The sequence below is a fragment of the Streptomyces venezuelae genome (genome assembly GCF_008642375.1).
Classification (GTDB): Bacteria; Actinomycetota; Actinomycetes; order Streptomycetales; family Streptomycetaceae; genus Streptomyces; species Streptomyces venezuelae_G.
This window is the reverse complement of the sequence record NZ_CP029194.1, coordinates 7,131,983-7,150,698: the sequence shown is the minus strand read 5'-3', so window position 1 is coordinate 7,150,698 and position 18,716 is coordinate 7,131,983. Positions and strand designations below refer to the sequence as shown.

Annotated in this window: 16 protein-coding genes; 1 reads left to right on the top strand and 15 read right to left on the bottom strand. The window is 72.2% G+C overall.

Going from position 1 to position 18,716, the window contains the following annotated elements:
- Positions 1-59: 59 nt before the first annotated feature.
- Genes DEJ46_RS32720 through fmt form a run of 3 tightly spaced genes read right to left on the bottom strand, consistent with a single transcriptional unit; the run spans position 60 to position 2,802 of the window.
- On the bottom strand, positions 60-1,472 hold the full coding sequence (locus DEJ46_RS32720; protein ID WP_150272145.1) for an RsmB/NOP family class I SAM-dependent RNA methyltransferase: 1,413 nt from the start codon (positions 1,470-1,472) through the stop codon (positions 60-62).
- A gap of 36 nt (positions 1,473-1,508) precedes the next feature.
- Positions 1,509-1,865 carry a hypothetical protein gene (locus DEJ46_RS32715; protein WP_150272143.1) on the bottom strand — a complete coding sequence of 119 codons (357 nt, stop codon included), beginning with the start codon at positions 1,863-1,865 and terminating at the stop codon, positions 1,509-1,511.
- Positions 1,866-1,869: 4 nt separating this feature from the next.
- A complete protein-coding gene (gene fmt / locus DEJ46_RS32710) occupies positions 1,870-2,802 on the bottom strand; it encodes a methionyl-tRNA formyltransferase (protein WP_150272142.1) in 933 nt (310 codons plus the stop codon).
- 227 nt (positions 2,803-3,029) lie between these two features.
- Here fmt and DEJ46_RS32705 point away from each other — a divergent pair, with 227 nt between their 5' ends.
- Positions 3,030-3,548 (top strand): hypothetical protein, encoded by a 519-nt coding sequence (locus DEJ46_RS32705; RefSeq protein WP_150272140.1) that lies wholly within the window; start codon positions 3,030-3,032, stop codon positions 3,546-3,548.
- 98 nt (positions 3,549-3,646) lie between these two features.
- Here DEJ46_RS32705 and DEJ46_RS32700 read toward each other — a convergent pair whose 3' ends face one another.
- From DEJ46_RS32700 to DEJ46_RS32645, 12 genes are all read right to left on the bottom strand, one after another.
- Positions 3,647-5,785 (bottom strand): primosomal protein N', encoded by a 2,139-nt coding sequence (locus tag DEJ46_RS32700; protein WP_150272139.1) that lies wholly within the window; start codon positions 5,783-5,785, stop codon positions 3,647-3,649.
- A 125-nt stretch (positions 5,786-5,910) separates the two neighbouring features.
- A complete protein-coding gene (gene metK / locus DEJ46_RS32695; RefSeq protein ID WP_150272137.1) occupies positions 5,911-7,119 on the bottom strand; it encodes a methionine adenosyltransferase in 1,209 nt (402 codons plus the stop codon).
- 307 nt (positions 7,120-7,426) lie between these two features.
- On the bottom strand, positions 7,427-8,650 hold the full coding sequence (gene coaBC / locus DEJ46_RS32690) for a bifunctional phosphopantothenoylcysteine decarboxylase/phosphopantothenate--cysteine ligase CoaBC (RefSeq protein ID WP_150272135.1): 1,224 nt from the start codon (positions 8,648-8,650) through the stop codon (positions 7,427-7,429).
- Between the two features lie 96 nt (positions 8,651-8,746).
- Positions 8,747-9,019, bottom strand: a complete 273-nt coding sequence (gene rpoZ, locus DEJ46_RS32685; RefSeq protein ID WP_017242218.1) for a DNA-directed RNA polymerase subunit omega — start codon at positions 9,017-9,019, stop codon at positions 8,747-8,749.
- 54 nt (positions 9,020-9,073) lie between these two features.
- Positions 9,074-9,646, bottom strand: a complete 573-nt coding sequence (gene gmk, locus DEJ46_RS32680; RefSeq protein ID WP_150272133.1) for a guanylate kinase — start codon at positions 9,644-9,646, stop codon at positions 9,074-9,076.
- A gap of 49 nt (positions 9,647-9,695) precedes the next feature.
- Positions 9,696-10,019, bottom strand: coding sequence for an integration host factor (locus DEJ46_RS32675; protein ID WP_030204477.1), 324 nt, complete (start codon positions 10,017-10,019; stop codon positions 9,696-9,698).
- Positions 10,020-10,361: 342 nt separating this feature from the next.
- Positions 10,362-11,198, bottom strand: coding sequence for an orotidine-5'-phosphate decarboxylase (pyrF, locus tag DEJ46_RS32670; protein WP_150272131.1), 837 nt, complete (start codon positions 11,196-11,198; stop codon positions 10,362-10,364).
- Entirely contained in the window at positions 11,195-12,304 is a 1,110-nt protein-coding gene (locus DEJ46_RS32665; protein WP_150272129.1) for a quinone-dependent dihydroorotate dehydrogenase, read from the bottom strand. The genes pyrF and DEJ46_RS32665 overlap by 4 nt, the downstream gene beginning before the upstream one ends.
- A 75-nt stretch (positions 12,305-12,379) precedes the next feature.
- Positions 12,380-15,688 (bottom strand): carbamoyl-phosphate synthase large subunit, encoded by a 3,309-nt coding sequence (gene carB, locus DEJ46_RS32660; RefSeq protein ID WP_150272127.1) that lies wholly within the window; start codon positions 15,686-15,688, stop codon positions 12,380-12,382.
- Entirely contained in the window at positions 15,681-16,829 is a 1,149-nt protein-coding gene (gene carA, locus DEJ46_RS32655) for a glutamine-hydrolyzing carbamoyl-phosphate synthase small subunit (RefSeq protein ID WP_017242224.1), read from the bottom strand. Before carA ends, carB begins: the two co-directional genes overlap by 8 nt.
- Positions 16,826-17,404: a hypothetical protein gene (locus DEJ46_RS32650; protein WP_190623009.1), complete on the bottom strand. Its 579-nt coding sequence runs from the start codon at positions 17,402-17,404 to the stop codon at positions 16,826-16,828. The genes carA and DEJ46_RS32650 overlap by 4 nt, the downstream gene beginning before the upstream one ends.
- Positions 17,401-18,714, bottom strand: coding sequence for a dihydroorotase (locus tag DEJ46_RS32645; RefSeq protein WP_150272123.1), 1,314 nt, complete (start codon positions 18,712-18,714; stop codon positions 17,401-17,403). The genes DEJ46_RS32650 and DEJ46_RS32645 overlap by 4 nt, the downstream gene beginning before the upstream one ends.
- Positions 18,715-18,716 lie beyond the last annotated feature (2 nt).

Here is an 18,716-nt window from a genome sequence, read left to right as displayed (position 1 = left end):
CGGACCGGGACGGACCGGGAGATTGCGGTCAGGTGATCGAAGGGTCGGACGCCCGTGGGTCAGGCGGTACGGCGCAGCAGCGCCAGATACATGGCGTCCGTGCCGTGCAGATGCGGCCACAGCTGGACGTCCGGGCCGTCACCGAGCGCCGGGACGCCGGGCATGTAGGGACGGGCGTCGATCAGCTCGGCGCCGCCGACCTTCTTGAGGACGTCGTCGACGACCACCCGGGTCTCGGCGAGATGCGGCGAGCACGTCGCGTAGCCGACGATCCCGCCGACGCGCACGGCGCTCAGCGCTTCGGTCAGCAGGGCGCGCTGGAGCGGGGCGAAGCCGTCCAGGTCCTCGGGGCGACGGCGCCAGCGGGCCTCGGGGCGACGGCGCAGCGCGCCGAGACCCGAGCAGGGCACGTCCATCAGGACCCGGTCGAAGGAACCGGGGCGCCACGGCGGGCGGGTGCCGTCGGCGGCGATGACCTGGTAGGGGCCGGGGTTGCCGGCGAGGGCGCGCTCGACGAGGCGCGCGCGGTGCGGCTGCTTCTCGGAGGCGAGCAGCGCGGCGCCGCGCTCGGAGGCGAGGGCGGCGAGGAGTGCCGCCTTGCCGCCGGGGCCCGCGCAGCCGTCGAGCCAGCGGGCGTCGGATCCTTCGAGCGGCGCGTTCGCGAGAGCCAGGGCGACGAGCTGGCTGCCCTCGTCCTGGACGCCCGCCCGGCCCTCCTTGACCGCCTCGATGGCGCCGGGCTCGCCGCCCTCGGCCATCCGCAGGGCATACGGGGACCAGCGGCCCGGCAGCGTCTCGGTGACCGCGGCGAGCTCCTCGGTGGTGGAGCGGCCGGGGCGTGCGACGAGGGTGACCTCGGGCCGCTCGTTGTCGGCCTCCAGGAGGTCCTCGATGCCCGCGCGGCCGCCGCCGAGGGCGTCCCAGAGCGCCGAGACCACCCAGCGGGGGTGCGAGTGGACGACGGCGAGGTGGTCCTCGGCGTCCTTGTCGTACGGCGGGGCGACCTGCGCCACCCAGGCGTCGAGGTCCTGCTGCGAGATCTTCCGCAGCACGGCGTTCACGAACTTGGCCCGTCCGTCGCCGAGCACCACCCGGGCGAGCTCGACGCTGGCGGAGACGGCCGCGTGCGTGGGGATCCGGGTCCCGAGCAGCTGGTGCGCGCCGAGCGCGAGCACGTCGAGCACGGGCGGGTCGACCTCGCGCAGCGGCCGGTCGATGCAGGCGGAGATGATCGCGTCGTACGTGCCCTGGCGACGCAGCGTCCCGTAGACGAGCTCGGTCGCGAGAGCCGCGTCCCGCCCGTCGAAGTCGCCCTTCTCGCGGGCCTTCCGCAGGAGCGGCGGCAGCACCAGGTTGGCGTAGGCGTCGCGCTCGTCCACCGCCCTCAGAGCCTCGAAGGCGAGCATCCGGACGGGGTCCTTCTGGGGCCTCCGGTAGGGCTTGTGGGGACGGCGACGTGCCTGCTCGCTCAAAGGTGCTCCGCGTGACGAAATGAGGGTCGAACTCCCTCAGCGTACGTCCGCCGACGTCCCCCGGGGAAAACGCCCCTGGCGGATCGCCCAGTCCTCGGCCGCGATCAGGCACACGGCCGACACCGTGCCGCCGCCGTCCGCCTCGAAGGCGACGAGCACGGGCGGCTCGGCGCCGACGAGACGGGTGACCTCCGCGCGCTCCTCGGGCGTGGGCGCGCGGAACTCCGGGTCCATGAAGTGCATCGGGCACCGGACGTAGAGGGTGTCCGTGAAGACGACCTCGAGCCCGTGGTGGTACGAGAGGTCGTGGTCGGCGACCAGGGTGAGCCGGCTGCCGTCGTAGTGGCGGACCTCCCAGTCCCACCAGGGCCCTTCGGGGAGCGGCGGCAGCACGGGGTCAGGCCCCCAGCCGCTCCCCGGCGGTGATGCGGACGCCGCGGGCCCAGTCGGCGGCCTTCATCGGCTTCTTGCCCTGCGGCTGGACCCAGAGGAGCTCGACGGCGTACGAGCCGGTGCCGGCGTACACGTTGTTCTTGCCGACCACGAGCTCGCCCGGGGCGAGGTCGGTGCGGTCCGGGAGGGGGGTGACCTGGATCAGCTTGAGGCGCTCGCCGCGGAAGAGCGTCCAGGCGCCCGGGGCGGGGGTGCAGCCGCGGACGACGCGGTCGACGCGCAGGGCTGGGGCCGCGAAGTCGACGTGCGCGTCCTCGACCTGGATCTTCGGGGCGAGGGTGATGCCCTCGACGGGCTGCGGGACGGCCTGGAGGTTGCCGTCCTCGATGCCGTCCATGGTCGCGGCGAGCAGCCCGGCGCCCGCGAACGCGAGGCGGGTCAGCAGGTCGCCGCTGGTGTCGGTCGGGCGGATGTCCTCGGTGACGACGCCGTAGACCGGGCCCGAGTCGAGCCCCTCCTCGATCAGGAAGGTGGACGCGCCCGTCACCTGGTCGCCCGCCATCAGGGAGTGCTGCACGGGCGCCGCGCCGCGCCACGCGGGCAGCAGCGAGAAGTGCAGGTTGACCCAGCCACGGGAGGGGATGTCGAGGGCGACCTTGGGGAGCAGCGCGCCGTAGGCGACGACCGGGCAGCAGTCCGGGGCGATCTCCCGGAGCCGGGCGAGGAAGTCCTCGTCGCGGGGCCTGGCCGGCTTGAGGACCTCGATGCCGGCCTCCTCGGCCCGCTGGGCCACCGGGCTGGCGACGAGCCGCCGCCCTCGTCCCGCCGGGGCGTCCGGGCGGGTGACCACGGCGGCCACCTCGTGCCGGCCGGAGGCGAGCAGGGCGTCCAGGGCGGGAACGGCGACCTCGGGGGTGCCTGCGAAGACGAGCTTCATGGGTGGCGGCTGCCTGTCTGTCCGGGGGCTTTACGGGCAGCGCACCAGTCTAGGCGCCCGCGGAGAAGGGGGCGTACGGAAGGACGAGCGCCCCGCGCATATGCGTGTACGCCCCCGCAGCGTGACCCAACTCCCGGTGGCGCGTTGGTCAAGAGAGATTGACCGAATCGGGTCGCCGTTCCCCCCTGCGACCCTCCCCCGTAAACGCCGGTTCGAGAGGCTTTCACATGGCCGACCACGCAACCCACGACGCCCAAGCCCGGGCGAGTCTGCACCTGTTGGTGCGGGACATCGAGCGGGTCCGGCGGCAGGTGGACGCACTGCGCACGCTCACGGCCCAGTTGGGCAATGTCTACCGTCCCCGCCGCTCCGGCCCTTCGACGGGCTTCGTCGTCTACGGGCGCGCGCCCGCCCCGACCGTCCGCCTCGCCCAGGAGCTCCGGGACAGCGTCGAGACCCTGGTGACCGCTGCGGTCGACTTCGACCGCTCGCTCGGCTTCTCGTGGGACGCGGTGGGTTCCGCGCTCGGTGTCACCAAGCAGGCCGTCCATCGCCGGTACGGCGCCCGGCGCGCGCCGCAGCCCGGCGTCCCCGTGGAGCAGGACCACAGCACGGAGCCGGGCGTCACCCGCACCCTTCCCGCGGTGCCCGCCGCCCGCTCGATGCCGCCGCAGCCCACCTCGGGCAGCGCCACCCTCCGCGAGGACCCTCGCCCGTCGGCCCTCCCCGGCCCGCGCAACGGCTGACCCGCGCCGAGCCTCCGACGGCCGCCCGCCCCCCACCGGGGCCGGCGGCCGTCGCGCGTCGTGGCAGCGGGCGTCGGGCGGTGCCGGCCGTCGGCGCGTCAGCCGATGTCCGGCGGGTCGACGCGGATCCGCACCGGTTCGCCTCCGCCGCGCGCGAGCCCGGCCGCCCGGGCCTGCTTGAGGGCCGCCGCCAGGGCCGCCCCGCTGCCCGGCGGCACCCGGACCAGGGCACGCTCCCACTGCTCGCCGGGGGGTGTGTCCCCGGGGCGGCGCGGACCGCCGGGGCGGACCACCGGCAGTGGCACCGGACCGAGGACCTCCGCGTCGCCCGGCAGCCCGGCCGCCGCCAGAAAACCCTCCACGGCCTCCGGCGGGCCGGACACCGCGGCCATCCGGGAGACCGGCGGGAAGCCCAGCTCGGCCCGCTCGGCCAGCTCCCGCTGCGCGTGGCCCACCGGGTCCCAGCGGACGAGCGCCTGGACCGGGCGGAGCGTCGGCTCGGCGACCACGACGACCGTGCCGCCCTCGGGCTGCCCCCGCACCAGCGAGGCCGCGTCGATCCAGCGGCGCAGCGCCTCCTCGCCCGCGCGCAGGTCGGGCCGGCCGAGCATGGCCCAGCCGTCGAGGAGCAGCGCGGCCGCGTAGCCGCCCTCGGCGACGGGTTCGGCACCGGGGGTGGACACGACGAGCGCGGGCCGTCCTGGCACGGTGTCGAGGATGTGGTCCCGCCCCGAGGTCCGCACCGGCACCGCGGGGAAGGCCCGGCCGAGCTCCTCCGCCGTGCGCCGCGCGCCCACGATCTGGGCCCGCAGCCGGTTCGATCCGCACGCCACGCAGTGCCAGTCGGGGGCGCCCCGCCCGCACCAGCCGCAGCGCAGCTCCTGCTGTTCGGGGGCCTCAAGGGGCCCGGCGCAGTGACGGCAGCGGGCGGGCGTCCGGCAGCGCTCGCAGGCCAGCCGGGGCACGTATCCACGCCGGGGGACCTGGACGAGCACCGGCCCGGTCTTCAGCCCCTCCCTTACGGCCTGCCAGGCCAGCGAGGGCAGCCGGGCGGCGCGGGCGGCCTCGTCGCGGGCCAGCTCGCCGTCGCCGACGGTCCGGATCAGGGGGGCGGCCCTGCGGACCTGCTCGCGTCCGGCGCCGAGGGCCTTGGCCCAGCCGGACTCCACCAGCTGGGCGGCCTCGACGGTGCAGCTCGTGCTGCCGAGGAGGAAGGCGCACCGGTCGTGGGCGGCGCGCAGCAGCAGGACCTCGCGCGCGTGGGGCTGCGGGGCGTGCGGCTCGCTGTGGCTGCCGTCGCCGTCGTCCCAGATGACGGCGAGTCCGAGGTCCCGCACGGGGGCGAACATCGCGGCCCGGGTGCCGACGACGGCCCGCACGGAGCCGCGCCGGACGGCGAGCCAGCGTGCGTACCGCTTCTCGGGGCCCGCTTCGGCGGTGAGCAGCGCGTGCCGCCCCTCCCCCAGGACCCCGGTCAGCGCCGCGTCGACCCGGCCGGCCGCCCGGCCGTCCGGTACGACGACGAGGGCGCCCCGGCCGGAGGCCAGGGTCGCGGCGACGGCGCGGGCGATCTCCTCGGCCCAGTACGGTCCCGGCAGCGCGTTCCACACGGCCCGGGGCGCCCCGCCGCGCGCGAGGGAGTTCAGGAAGGCCGGCCCCTGCTCGTACCGCTGCCAGGTCCCCGGCTCCGGGGGCTTCGGCGGCGGCAGGGGCTCCGGGGAGGTCCGGCCCTCGGCGCGGGCGCTGCGCGGCGGCACGGCGAGCTGGAGCACGTCGGCGAGGCTGCCCGCGTACCGGTCGGCGACGGCCCGGGCGAGGCCGAGCAGCTCGGGGCCGAGCACCGGCTCGGGCGAGACGACGTCCGCGAGGGCGGCGAGGGGTCCCGAGTAGTCGGAGGTGGCCCGCCGCTCGACGAGGAAGCCGTCGATCAGCCGTCCGCCCTCGCGGCGCCCGTTCCGCACCTGGTGGGCGCCCGCCCCGAACCGCACCCGGACACGCACCCCGGGCCTGGCGACGCCGTCCAGCTCCTCCGGGACCGCGTAGTCGAAGAACTGGTCGAGGTGGAGCGACCCCTTGTTCACGACGACCCGGGCGACGGGCAGCTCCTTGGCCAGCGCGGCCCCCCGCCAGGTCCGCGGCTTGGCCCGCGGCACGTTCGCCTTCCGCACGGTCTCCCGAATGAGCGCGAGCTGCTCGGGCCCTTCGGTGATCTCGCCGTGCTCCTTCTCGCTGCTCACAGCCCCATACCTACCAGACGGCACCGACAGCCGGGCAGACGGAAGCCCGGCACCCTCCAGGGGTACCGGGCTTCCGTCACGTCCAGCCGGGAATCTTCGGGGTCCGGGTCGCCGGACTCCGGGACCTACAGACCCGCGGCCTTCTTCAGGGCGTCCACGCGGTCGGTGCGCTCCCAGGTGAAGTCCGGCAGCTCGCGGCCGAAGTGGCCGTAGGCGGCGGTCTGCGAGTAGATCGGGCGGAGCAGGTCGAGGTCGCGGATGATCGCGGCCGGGCGGAGGTCGAAGACCTCGCCGATCGCGTTCTCGATCTTCTCCGTGTCGACCGTGTTCGTGCCGAAGGTCTCGACGAAGAGACCGACGGGCTCGGCCTTGCCGATCGCGTACGCGACCTGGACCTCGCAGCGCGAGGCGAGACCGGCGGCGACGACGTTCTTCGCGACCCAGCGCATGGCGTAGGCGGCGGAGCGGTCGACCTTCGACGGGTCCTTGCCGGAGAAGGCGCCGCCGCCGTGGCGGGCCATGCCGCCGTAGGTGTCGATGATGATCTTGCGGCCGGTGAGGCCGGCGTCGCCCATCGGGCCGCCGATCTCGAAGCGCCCGGTCGGGTTCACGAGCAGCCGGTAGCCGTCGGTGTCGAGCTTGATGCCGTCCTCGACGAGCTGCGCGAGCACGTGCTCGACGACGAACTCACGGATGTCGGGGGCGAGCAGCGACTCGAGGTCGATGTCGGAGGCGTGCTGGGAGGAGACGACGACCGTGTCGAGGCGGACGGCCTTGTCGCCGTCGTACTCGATGGTGACCTGGGTCTTGCCGTCGGGGCGCAGGTACGGGATGGTCCCGTTCTTGCGGACCTCGGTGAGGCGGCGCGAGAGGCGGTGCGCGATGTGGATCGGCAGCGGCATCAGCTCGGGGGTCTCGTCCGAGGCGTAGCCGAACATCAGGCCCTGGTCGCCGGCGCCCTGCTTGTCGAGCTCGTCCTCGTCGCCCTCGACCCGCTTCTCGTACGCGGTGTCCACACCCTGCGCGATGTCCGGGGACTGCGACCCGATGGACACCGACACGCCGCAGGAGGCGCCGTCGAAGCCCTTCTTCGAGGAGTCGTAACCGATCTCGAGGATCTTGTTCCGGACGAGGGTGGGGATGTCGGCCCACGCCTTCGTGGTCACCTCGCCGGCGACGTGCACCAGGCCGGTGGTGATCAGCGTCTCGACGGCGACGCGCGAGGTGGGGTCCTCTCGCAGCAGTGCGTCGAGGATGGTGTCGCTGATCTGGTCAGCGATCTTGTCGGGGTGACCCTCGGTGACGGACTCCGAGGTGAACAGACGACGGGACACAACGCTCCCTGGGGTTGCAGCGGCTGCTGGCTACTCGATACGGACCGGCAGGGGGCTGCGCCCCGCGACGTTCCACGAACAGTCTATCGGTCGTGCTCGGGCAATGGACCAGGTGTCTCGCCTGGCGAATGGTCGTGAGTGACCGGAACCGGCCTCCGGCCCGGCGGAGGGGCCCCTTCGGGTGGGGCGTAAATCACTCGCGAGTCGGCGATTCCCGCCCGCGCGAGTCGGCGTTCCCGCCCCTGGGCCCGCTTCCACAGGGTGACATCGAGCCAAGATCGAGCTCGCCGGGGCCGGGCGGGATCTGTCAGGTGGCGGGGGCCGGAACGGGGCGCAGCAGCGGCAGGACGAGGTCCCAGACCGTCTCGGCGAGGGCTTCCTTCGGCCCGTACGGTACGGGGGTCTCGGCGCCGTCCGCGGCGAGCACGACGGCCTCGTTCTCCTCGGAGCCGAAGGTCTTGCGCTCTCCGACCTCGTTGACGACGAGCAGGTCACAGCCCTTGCGGCGGAGCTTCTCGCGCCCGTTGGCGAGGACGTCGTCGGTCTCGGCGGCGAAGCCGACGACGATCTGGCCCGGCAGGGCGCGGTCGGCGGAGAGCTCGGCGAGGATGTCGGGGTTGCGGACGAGCTCGACGGTGGGCGCTCCCCCGTCGTCCTTCTTCTTGATCTTCCCGGAGGCGTAGACGGCCGGGCGGAAATCGGCCACCGCCGCGGCCATCACCACGGCGTCGGCGTCTCCCGCCGCCTTGAGGACGGCCTCGCGGAGCTGGAGGGCGGTGCCGACGTGGACGACGTCGACCCCGGCGGGGTCGGGGATGCCGGTATTGGCCTCGACGAGCGTGACCCGGGCCCCGCGCGCGGCAGCGGCCTTGGCGAGGGCGTACCCCTGCTTGCCGGAGGAGCGGTTGCCCAGGTAGCGGACGGGGTCGAGGGGCTCACGGGTGCCGCCCGCGCTGACGACGACGTGCCGTCCGGCGAGGTCCGGGGCGGCGGTGCCGCGCGTCAGGATCCTCCGGCAGACCTCGAAGATCTCGGCGGGGTCGGGCAGCCGGCCCTTGCCCGTGTCGACGCCGGTGAGGCGGCCGACGGCGGGCTCGATGACGATCGCGCCGCGGCGGCGGAGCGTGGCCACGTTCTCCTGGGTGGCCGGGTGCTCCCACATCTCGGTGTGCATCGCCGGGGCGAAGACGACCGGACAGCGTGCGGTGAGCAGGGTGTTGGTGAGGAGGTCGTCGGCGAGGCCGTGGGCGGCCTTGGCGAGCATGTCGGCGGTGGCGGGGGCGACGACGACGAGGTCGGCGCCCTGGCCGATCCGCACGTGCGGCACCTCGTGGACCGACTCCCACACCTCGGTGGAGACGGGGTGCCCGGAGAGCGCGGACCAGGTCGCCTCGCCGACGAAGTGGAGGGCCGAGTCGGTGGGCACGACGCGCACGTCATGGCCCGACTCGGTGAGCCGGCGCAGCAGCTCGCAGGCCTTGTAGGCGGCGATGCCGCCGCTGACGCCCAGAACGACCTTCGGCTTCGTCACCACTGCCACTCCCCGCACTCGGATGCCTACGACTCCATGAGACACCAAAGGCCCGGCGGTTGTTCCGCCGGGCCTTGGGTGACAAGCGTTACGTGCTTACTGCGCCGGGCCCTCGATGGCCTCGGACGTCAGCAGACCCGCGTTGATCTCCCGCAGGGCGATCGAGAGCGGCTTCTCGTGGACGTGGGTGTCGACGAGCGGACCCACGTACTCCAGCAGGCCCTCGCCGAGCTGGGAGTAGTACGCGTTGATCTGACGCGCGCGCTTGGCCGCGTAGATCACGAGGCTGTACTTCGAGTCGGTTGCCTCGAGCAGCTCGTCGATCGGCGGGTTGATGATGCCCTCGGGCGCAGTCATGGAAGAGGACACGCTCTACCTTCCGAAGATGGAGAAAAAATCAGACATGCTGTGGAGATCGGGAAATCATTCCCCAGATGACAGCAGCATCAACGTTAGCAGCTCGCGTGCGACGTCCTCGACGGAGGTGTTGACGAGCGTGGTGTCGAACTCCGATTCGGCGGCCAGTTCGATCTTCGCCGCCGCCAGCCGGCGCTCGATGACTTCGGGCGACTCCGTGCCGCGGCCGGTGAGCCGGCGGACCAGCTCCTCCCAGCTCGGCGGGGCGAGGAAGACGAGCTGGGACTCGGGCATCGAGTCCTTGACCTGACGCGCGCCCTGGAGGTCGATCTCCAGGAGCACGGGCTCGCCGGAGTCGAGGCGGTCGAGGACCGCGCGCCTCGGCGTGCCGTAGCGGTTGCCCGCGAACTCGGCCCATTCGAGGAGTTCGCCATTGGCGATCAGCTTGTCGAACTCGTCGTCCGTGACGAAGAAATAGTGGACGCCGTGCTTCTCGCCGGGGCGCGGCTTCCGTGTCGTGGCCGACACCGAGAGCCAGACCTCGGGGTGAACCTTGCGCATATGAGCGACGACCGTGCTCTTACCGACCCCTGAGGGGCCGGAGAGCACGGTCAGCCGCGGACGTACCTCTGCTGCCATGCAGCGATTATTCCAGCTTTACCGGTGTGCCCGGGACGCGTGTCCCGGATCAGGCGCCGGTGCTGCCGAACTCGCGCTCCAGGGAGGCGATCTGGTTGGAGCCGAGACCACGGACGCGGCGGCTCTCGGAGATGCCGAGGCGCTCCATGATCTGCTTGGCGCGGACCTTGCCCACGCCGGGCAGGGACTCGAGCAGCGCGGAGACCTTCATCTTGCCGATGACGTCGTTCTCCTGCCCGGTCTTGATGACCTCGTGGAGCGAGGCGCCGGAGTGCTTGAGTCGATTCTTGACCTCGGCCCGCTCCCGGCGAGCCGCGGCGGCCTTTTCGAGCGCGGCTGCGCGCTGTTCAGGGGTAAGGGGCGGAAGAGCCACGCCTACGTCACCTCGGATGTCGATCTGTCGGATACGGACCGGTGAGGAACCCAGCGCCCCACACCAGTGGAGCAACGTGCAACGGAGTGGCCGTTGAACGCCTGCTCTGCCCCGGAGACTAGCGGCCGAGGCCGCTCCAGTCAGCGAGAACAGCGGAAAAGTCCTGGTCAGCATCGACCGACCAGGACTTTTCCGGCATAACGACCCGGTTTTGAGCCAAGTTTTCGTCAAGTAGCCGGACGAGTGGTGAGACGGTTCCTCTCACCGGCCCTCCCGCCGGGTCGATTCAGCGGGCCGATCCGCTCCGACCTGCGGATTGACCGCGAGGCGGTGGGAGCGGGCTCACGCGTCGACGGCCGCGCGGATCTCGTCCGCGTACCGGTCCGCCGAGGCCCGCAGGGCGGACACGTCGGGACCGTGACGGAGAACACCCCGGCTGACGTTCGGGACGACGTTGCGGACGGCCGCGCCGAAGACGGCGGGGAGGTCGGCCGGGGTCGCGCCCTGGGCGCCGATGCCGGGGGCGAGGAGCGGCCCGTTGATGTCCAGGTCGAAGGAGGACAGGTCGCCGAGGGTGGCGCCGACGACCGCGCCGAAGGAGCCCATGGGGGTCTCCCCCGCGTTCTCCTCGGCGAGGTGGGCCAGCATGGTCGCGCCGATGGTGCGGCCGTCCTCGCGGACGGCCCGCTGGACCTCGGAGCCCTCCGGGTTCGAGGTGAGCGCCAGGACGAAGAGCCCGGCGCCGGACTCCCGGGCCAGGTCGACGGCCGGCTTCAGGGAGCCGTAGCCGAGGTACGGGGAGACCGTCAGGGCGTCCGAGAAGAGCGGCGAGTCCTTGCGCAGGAAGGCCTCCGCGTACGCGGCCATCGTGGAGCCGATGTCGCCGCGCTTGGCGTCCATGACGACCAGGCCGCCCGCGGCGCGCAGGTCGGCGACGGCGCGCTCCAGGACGGCGACACCGCGCGAGCCGAAGCGCTCGAAGAAGGCGGCCTGCGGCTTGAAAACGGCGACGGTGCCGGCGAGCGCCTCGACGACCGTGAAGGTGAAGCGCTCCAGACCGGCGATGTCGTCGGTCAGGCCCCAGGAGTCCAGCAGGGCGGCGTGCGGGTCGATGCCGACGCAGAGCGGGCCGCGCTCGTCCATGGCGGAGCGCAGTCGGGTGCCGAAGGAGAGAGTCACGAGGTGGCCTTTCGGTTGTCGGCGCCGACGGCTTCGGCGAGGGTGGCGTACGGAGAGGCGGCGAGGCGCGCGGCGAGGCCCTTGTGGATCGCGCGGGCGTAGAACGGGCCCTCGTAGATGAAGGCGCTGTAGCCCTGGATCAGGGTGGCTCCGGCGAGGATGCGCTGCCAGGCGTCCTCGGCGTTCTCGATGCCGCCGACGCCCACGAGGACGAGCCGGTCGCCCACGCGCGCGTGGAGGCGGCGCAGGACGGCCAGGGAGCGCTCCTTGACGGGCGCTCCGGAGAGGCCGCCGGTCTCCTTGATCAGCGCGGGGTCGGACTTCAGGCCGAGGCCCTCGCGGGCGATGGTGGTGTTGGTGGCGATGATGCCGTCGAGGCCGAGCTCCAGGGCGAGGTCCGCGACCGCGTCGACGTCCTCGTCCGCGAGGTCGGGGGCGATCTTGACGAGCAGCGGGACGCGACGTCCGGTGACCGAGCGGTCGGCCGCTTCCCGTACCGCCGTGAGCAGCGGGCGGAGGGACTCGGTGGCCTGGAGGTTGCGCAGGCCGGGGGTGTTCGGCGAGGAGACGTTCACGACCAGGTAGTCGGCGTGCGCGGCGAGCCGCTCGGTCGACTTCACGTAGTCGGCGGCGGCCTCGGCCTCCGGGACGACCTTGGTCTTGCCGATGTTGACGCCGACGACGGTCCTGAAGACCGGCGTACGGGTCCCCAGCCGCTCCGCGACGGCGGCGGAGCCCTCGTTGTTGAAGCCCATGCGGTTGATCAGGGCGCGGTCCGGGATCAGCCGGAAGAGGCGCTTCTTGGGGTTGCCGGGCTGTGCCTCGCCGGTGACCGTGCCGATCTCGACGTGGTCGAAGCCGAGCATGGCCATGCCGTCGATGGCGACGGCGTTCTTGTCGAAGCCGGCGGCGAGGCCGAAGGGGCCGTGCATCCGCAGCCCGAGGGCCTCGGTGCGCAGCTCCTTGTACCGGGGCGCGAGGACGGCGGCGACGAAGGTCCGCAGGACGGGGACGCGGGCGGCGAAGCGGATCCAGCGGAAGGCCAGGTAGTGGGCCTTCTCGGGGTCCATGCGCTTGAAGACGAGCCGGAAGAAGAACTTGTACATGCGGGAGGTCCAGGTGTGCTCATGAAGAGGGGGACACCGCGGTGTCTCCGGTGTCCCCCTCGTTCGTACGGGCTGCTAGTCGCGGGCCGCGGTCAGATGCTCCGCGTGTTCCTGGAGCGAGCGGACGCCGACGTCGCCGTGGTTGAGCGCGTCGATGCCCTGGACGGCCGCGGCGAGCGCCTGGACCGTGGTGAGGCACGGGACGCTGCGCGCCACCGCGGCCGTACGGATCTCGTAGCCGTCGAGGCGGCCGCCGGTGCCGTACGGGGTGTTGACGATCAGGTCGACCTGGCCGTCGTGGATCAGCTGGACGATGGTCTTCTCGCCGTTCGGGCCCTCGCCCTCGCTGAGCTTGCGCACGACCGTGGCGTTGATGCCGTTGCGCTTGAGGACCTCCGCGGTGCCCGAGGTGGCCATCAGCTCGAAGCCGTGGGCGACCAGCTCGCGCGCCGGGAAGATCATCGAGCGCTTGTCGCGGTTGGCGACGGAGATGAACGCGCGGCCCTTGGTGGGCAGCGGACCGTAGGCGCCGGCCTGCGACTTGGCGTAGGCCGTGCCGAAGACCGCGTCGATGCCCATGACCTCGCCGGTGGAGCGCATCTCCGGGCCGAGGACGGTGTCGACGCCGCGGCCGTGGATGTCGCGGAAGCGCGACCACGGCATGACGGCCTCCTTGACGGAGATCGGCGCGTCGATCGGCAGGGTGCCGCCGTCGCCGTTCTTCGGCAGCAGGCCCTCCTCGCGCAGCTCGGCGATGGTGGCGCCGAGCGAGATGCGGGCGGCGGCCTTCGCGAGCGGGACGGCGGTCGCCTTCGAGGTGAAGGGGACGGTCCGGGAGGCGCGCGGGTTGGCCTCCAGGACGTAGAGGATGTCACCCGCCATCGCGAACTGGATGTTGATCAGGCCGCGGACGCCGACGCCCTTGGCGATCGCCTCGGTGGAGATGCGCAGGCGCTTGATGTCGAAGCCGCCGAGGGTGATCGGGGGCAGGGCGCAGGCCGAGTCGCCGGAGTGGATGCCGGCCTCCTCGATGTGCTCCATGACGCCGCCGAGGTAGAGCTCGTGGCCGTCGTAGAGGGCGTCGACGTCGATCTCGATGGCGTCGTCGAGGAAGCGGTCGACCAGGACCGGCCGGGTGGGGCTGATCTCGGTGGACTCCGCGATGTACGACTCCAGGCGGGTCTCGTCGTAGACGATCTCCATGCCGCGGCCGCCGAGCACGTACGACGGGCGTACGAGGACGGGGTAGCCGATCTCGTCGGCGATGGCCTTGGCGCCGGCGAAGGTGGTCGCGGTGCCGTGCTTCGGGGCGGGCAGACCCGCCTCGGCGAGGACCTGGCCGAAGGCGCCGCGGTCCTCGGCGGCGTGGATGGCCTCCGGGGAGGTGCCGACGACCGGCACGCCGTTGTCCTTGAGCGCCTGCGACAGGCCCAGCGGGGTCTGGCCGCCGAGCTGGACGACGACACCGGCGACGGGGCCGGCCAGCGTCTCGGCGTGGACGATCTCCAGCACGTCTTCCAGCGTCAGCGGCTCGAAGTACAGGCGGTCGGAGGTGTCGTAGTCCGTCGAGACGGTCTCCGGGTTGCAGTTGACCATCACGGTCTCGTAGCCCGCGTCGCTGAGCGCGAAGGAGGCGTGGACGCAGGAGTAGTCGAACTCGATGCCCTGGCCGATGCGGTTCGGGCCGGAGCCCAGGATGATCACGGCGGGCTTGGTGCGCGGCGCGACCTCGCTCTCCTCGTCGTACGAGGAGTAGAAGTACGGGGTCTTGGCGGCGAACTCGGCGGCGCAGGTGTCGACCGTCTTGTAGACCGGGCGGACGCCGAGGGCGTGCCGGACCTCGCGGACGACGTCCTCGCGCAGGCCGCGGATCTCGGCGATCTGGGCGTCGGAGAAGCCGTGCCGCTTGGCCTCGGCGAGGAGCTCGGGCTCGAGCTTCTCGGCGGCGGCCAGCTCGTCGGCGATCTCCTTGATCAGGAAGAGCTGGTCGACGAACCACGGGTCGATCTTCGTGGCGTCGAAGACCTCCTCCGGGGTGGCGCCGGCGCGGATCGCCTGCATGACGGTGTTGATACGGCCGTCGGTCGGGCGGACCGCCTCGCGCAGCAGCTCGGCCTTGTCGCCGGGCTCGCCGACGAAGGTGAACTGCGAGCCCTTCTTCTCCAGGGAGCGCAGGGCCTTCTGGAGCGCCTCGGTGAAGTTGCGGCCGATCGCCATGGCCTCGCCGACCGACTTCATGGTCGTGGTGAGGGTGGAGTCGGCCTGCGGGAACTTCTCGAAGGCGAAGCGCGGAGCCTTGACGACGACGTAGTCGAGCGTGGGCTCGAAGGACGCCGGGGTCTTCTCCGTGATGTCGTTCGGGATCTCGTCCAGCGTGTAGCCGACGGCGAGACGGGCCGCGATCTTGGCGATCGGGAAGCCGGTCGCCTTGGAGGCGAGCGCCGAGGAGCGGGAGACGCGCGGGTTCATCTCGATGACGATGATCCGGCCGTCGACCGGGTCGATCGCGAACTGGATGTTGCAGCCGCCGGTGTCGACGCCGACCTCGCGGATGATCGCGATGCCGATGTCGCGGAGCCGCTGGTACTCGCGGTCGGTGAGCGTCATCGCCGGGGCGACGGTGATCGAGTCACCGGTGTGGACGCCCATCGGGTCGAAGTTCTCGATGGAGCAGACCACCACGACGTTGTCGTTCTTGTCGCGCATCAGCTCCAGCTCGTACTCCTTCCAGCCGAGGATGGACTCCTCCAGGAGCACCTCGGTGGTCGGGGAGAGCGTGAGGCCCTGGCCGGCGATGCGGCGCAGCTCGTCCTCGTCGTGGGCGAAGCCGGAGCCGGCGCCGCCCATGGTGAAGGAGGGGCGGACGACGACGGGGTAGCCGCCGAGCGTCTCGACGCCCTTGAGGACGTCGTCCATGGAGTGGCAGATGACCGAGCGGGCGGACTCGCCGTAGCCGATCTTGGCCTTGACGGCCTCGACGACACCCTTGAAGAGGTCGCGGTCCTCGCCCTTGTTGATGGCCTCGACGTTGGCGCCGATGAGCTCGACGCCGTACTTCTCCAGGACGCCCTGCTCGTGCATGGAGATCGCGGTGTTGAGCGCGGTCTGGCCGCCGAGGGTGGGCAGGAGGGCGTCGGGGCGCTCCTTGGCGATGATCTTCTCGACGAACTCGGGGGTGATCGGCTCGACGTACGTGGCGTCGGCGATCTCCGGGTCGGTCATGATCGTGGCCGGGTTGGAGTTGACCAGGATGACCCGCAGGCCCTCGGCCTTGAGGATGCGGCAGGCCTGGGTGCCGGAGTAGTCGAACTCTGCGGCCTGTCCGATGACGATCGGGCCGGAGCCGATGACCAGGACGGACTGGATATCGGTGCGCTTAGGCACGCTCGGCCTCCATCAGGGATACGAAGCGGTCGAAGAGGTACGCGGCGTCGTGCGGGCCCGCGGCCGCCTCGGGGTGGTACTGGACGGAGAAGGCCGGCTGGTCGAGCAGCTGGAGGCCTTCCACCACGTCGTCGTTCAGGCACACGTGGGAGACCTCGGCGCGCCCGAAGGGGGTGTCGGAGATCTTGTCGAGGGGCGCGTCGACGGCGAAGCCGTGGTTGTGCGCGGTGACCTCGACCTTGCCGGTGGTGCGGTCCTGGACCGGCTGGTTGATGCCACGGTGGCCGTACTTCAGCTTGTAGGTGCCGAAGCCGAGGGCGCGACCGAGGATCTGGTTGCCGAAGCAGATGCCGAAGAGCGGGGTCTTGCGCTCCAGGACGGCGCGCATGACGGCGACGGGGCCGTCGGCGGTGGCCGGGTCGCCCGGGCCGTTGGAGAAGAAGACGCCGTCCGGGTTCACCGCGTAGATGTCCTCGGCGGTGGCGGTGGCGGGCAGCACGTGGACCTCGATGCCGCGCTCGGCCATCCGGTGCGGGGTCATGCCCTTGATGCCGAGGTCGACGGCGGCGACGGTGAACTTCTTCGTGCCGATCGCGGGGACGACGTACGTCTCCTTGGTGGCGACCTCGGCGGAGAGGTTCGCGCCCTTCATCTGGGGCTGCTCCTGCACCTTGGCGAGGAGGGCCTCGTCGCGGACGCCGGTCCAGGCGTCGCCGGAGAAGATGCCGACGCGCATGGCGCCGCGCTCGCGCAGGTGGCGGGTGAGGGCGCGGGTGTCGATGCCGGAGATGCCGACGACGCCCTGGCGCTCCAGCTCCTCGTCCAGCGAGCGCTGGGCGCGCCAGTTGGAGGAGACGCGGGCGGGGTCGCGGACGACGTAGCCGGAGACCCAGATGCGGCCGGACTCGGGGTCCTCGTCGTTGACGCCGGTGTTGCCGACGTGCGGGGCGGTCATGACGACGACCTGGCGGTGGTACGACGGGTCGGTGAGGGTCTCCTGGTAGCCGGTCATGCCGGTGGAGAACACGGCCTCGCCGAAGGTCTCCCCCACGGCCCCGTAGGCGCGACCGCGGAAGATGCGGCCGTCCTCCAGGACGAGTACGGCGGGAGTCTTGGCGGCTCCCCTTGTGGAGGTCGTCATCGTGCGATGCCTTCCGTCGTGGTGATCTGGTTCATGGAGTTGAGGGCCTCGACCCAGGCGGTGTGCTCGGCCGCCCGGTCGGAGCGGAAGCCGGAGTCGAGCAGCTTCCCGCCGTGGGCCCAGGTGACGATCAGCAGGCCGCCCTCGGCGAGGACCTTGCCCGCGATGCCCTTGTCGAGGCGGGCCTCGCGCAGGGCCTCCGCCGGGATGAAGAAGTCGTTCGCCCCGGGGCGGACGACCGCGATTCCGGCGTCGGTGAGCGTGAGCTCGACGCGGCTGCGGGTGCCGAGACCGTGGGCGACGATCCGGTCGAGCCACTGCCCGGCGGTCGTGGACCCGTGGTAGCGCCCGCTGAGAGTCAGTGTCGCCGCACCGGGGGTCTCCGGCGCGGTGGGCAGCTCGGGCAGGTCCGACTGGAGGCTGCCGCGCCACTTCCAGCCCTGGCGCATCAGCCAGTAGACGAGGACGACGAAGAGCAGCAGTCCGGCGACCCAGCCGATCCGTCCGGCCCAGTCGGTCACTACCGCCGACTTCTGATCCGCTGCCTCTGCGGCGATTGCGATGAGTGGTGTCACGCCAGCTTCCCGTCCACGACCGTTGCCCGGCCCCGCAGGATGGTGTGGGTGACGCGTCCCGGCAGCTCACGGCCCTCGTAGGGGGTGTTGCGGCTGCGGGAGGCGAAGCCCGCGGGGTCCACGACACCACGGTATGCCGGATCGACCAGCGTCAGGTTCGCGGGCTCACCAGCCGAGACGGGTCGTCCGTGGCCCGTGGCCCGTCCGATGCGCGCCGGGGCGAAGGACATCCGGTCGGCGACGCCGGCCCAGTCGAGGAGGCCGGTCTCGACCATCGTCTGCTGGACGACGGAGAGGGCGGTCTCCAGGCCGACCATGCCCATGGCGGCGGCAGCCCACTCGCAGTCCTTGTCCTCGTGCGGGTGCGGGGCGTGGTCGGTGGCGACGATGTCGATCGTGCCGTCGGCCAGCGCCTCGCGCAGCGCGAGGACGTCCTTCTCGGTGCGCAGCGGCGGGTTGACCTTGTAGACGGGGTTGTACGAGCGGACCAGCTCGTCCGTGAGGAGCAGGTGGTGCGGGGTGACCTCGGCGGTGACGTCGATGCCGCGGGACTTGGCCCAGCGGACGATCTCGACGGAGCCGGCGGTGGAGAGGTGGCAGATGTGGACGCGGGAGCCGACGTGCTCGGCGAGGAGGACGTCGCGGGCGATGATCGACTCCTCGGCCACGGCCGGCCAGCCGCCGAGGCCCAGCTCGGCGGAGACGATGCCCTCGTTCATCTGGGCGCCCTCGGTGAGGCGGGGCTCCTGGGCGTGCTGGGCGACGACGCCGCCGAAGGCCTTCACGTACTCCAGGGCGCGGCGCATGATCACGGCGTCGTCGACGCACTTGCCGTCGTCGGAGAAGACGGTGACGCCGGCGGCGGAGTCGTTCATGGCGCCGAGCTCGGCGAGCTTCTTGCCCTCCAGGCCGACGGTGACGGCGCCGATGGGCTGGACGTCGCAGTAGCCGGACTCCTTGCCGAGGCGCCAGACCTGCTCGACGACGCCGGCGGTGTCGGCGACCGGGTGGGTGTTGGCCATGGCGAAGACGGCGGTGTAGCCGCCGGAGGCGGCGGCGCGGGTGCCGGTGAGGACGGTCTCGGAGTCCTCGCGGCCGGGCTCGCGCAGGTGGGTGTGGAGGTCGACCAGGCCGGGCAGCAGGATCTGGCCCTCGGCCTCGATCACCGTCGCGCCTTCGGCGGACAGGCCGGTACCACTCCCATCGATTTCGCCCTGCCGGGCGGTGGCGACGATGGTCTCGCCGTCGATCAGGACGTCCTGGGCCTCGCCACCGAGCACCTGCGCACCACGGATAAGGATCTTGCTCATGA

What these genes read in the sequence shown, in the direction of transcription:
- DEJ46_RS32665 (WP_150272129.1), bottom strand. Translation starts at nt 12,304, where the DNA reads ATGTACAAGTTCTTCTTCCGGCTCGTCTTCAAGCGCATGGACCCCGAG.
- fmt (WP_150272142.1), bottom strand. Translation starts at nt 2,802, where the DNA reads ATGAAGCTCGTCTTCGCAGGCACCCCCGAGGTCGCCGTTCCCGCCCTG.
- carA (WP_017242224.1), bottom strand. Translation starts at nt 16,829, where the DNA reads ATGACGACCTCCACAAGGGGAGCCGCCAAGACTCCCGCCGTACTCGTC.
- gmk (WP_150272133.1), bottom strand. Translation starts at nt 9,646, where the DNA reads ATGGCAGCAGAGGTACGTCCGCGGCTGACCGTGCTCTCCGGCCCCTCA.
- DEJ46_RS32705 (WP_150272140.1), top strand. Translation starts at nt 3,030, where the DNA reads ATGGCCGACCACGCAACCCACGACGCCCAAGCCCGGGCGAGTCTGCAC.
- DEJ46_RS32645 (WP_150272123.1), bottom strand. Translation starts at nt 18,714, where the DNA reads ATGAGCAAGATCCTTATCCGTGGTGCGCAGGTGCTCGGTGGCGAGGCC.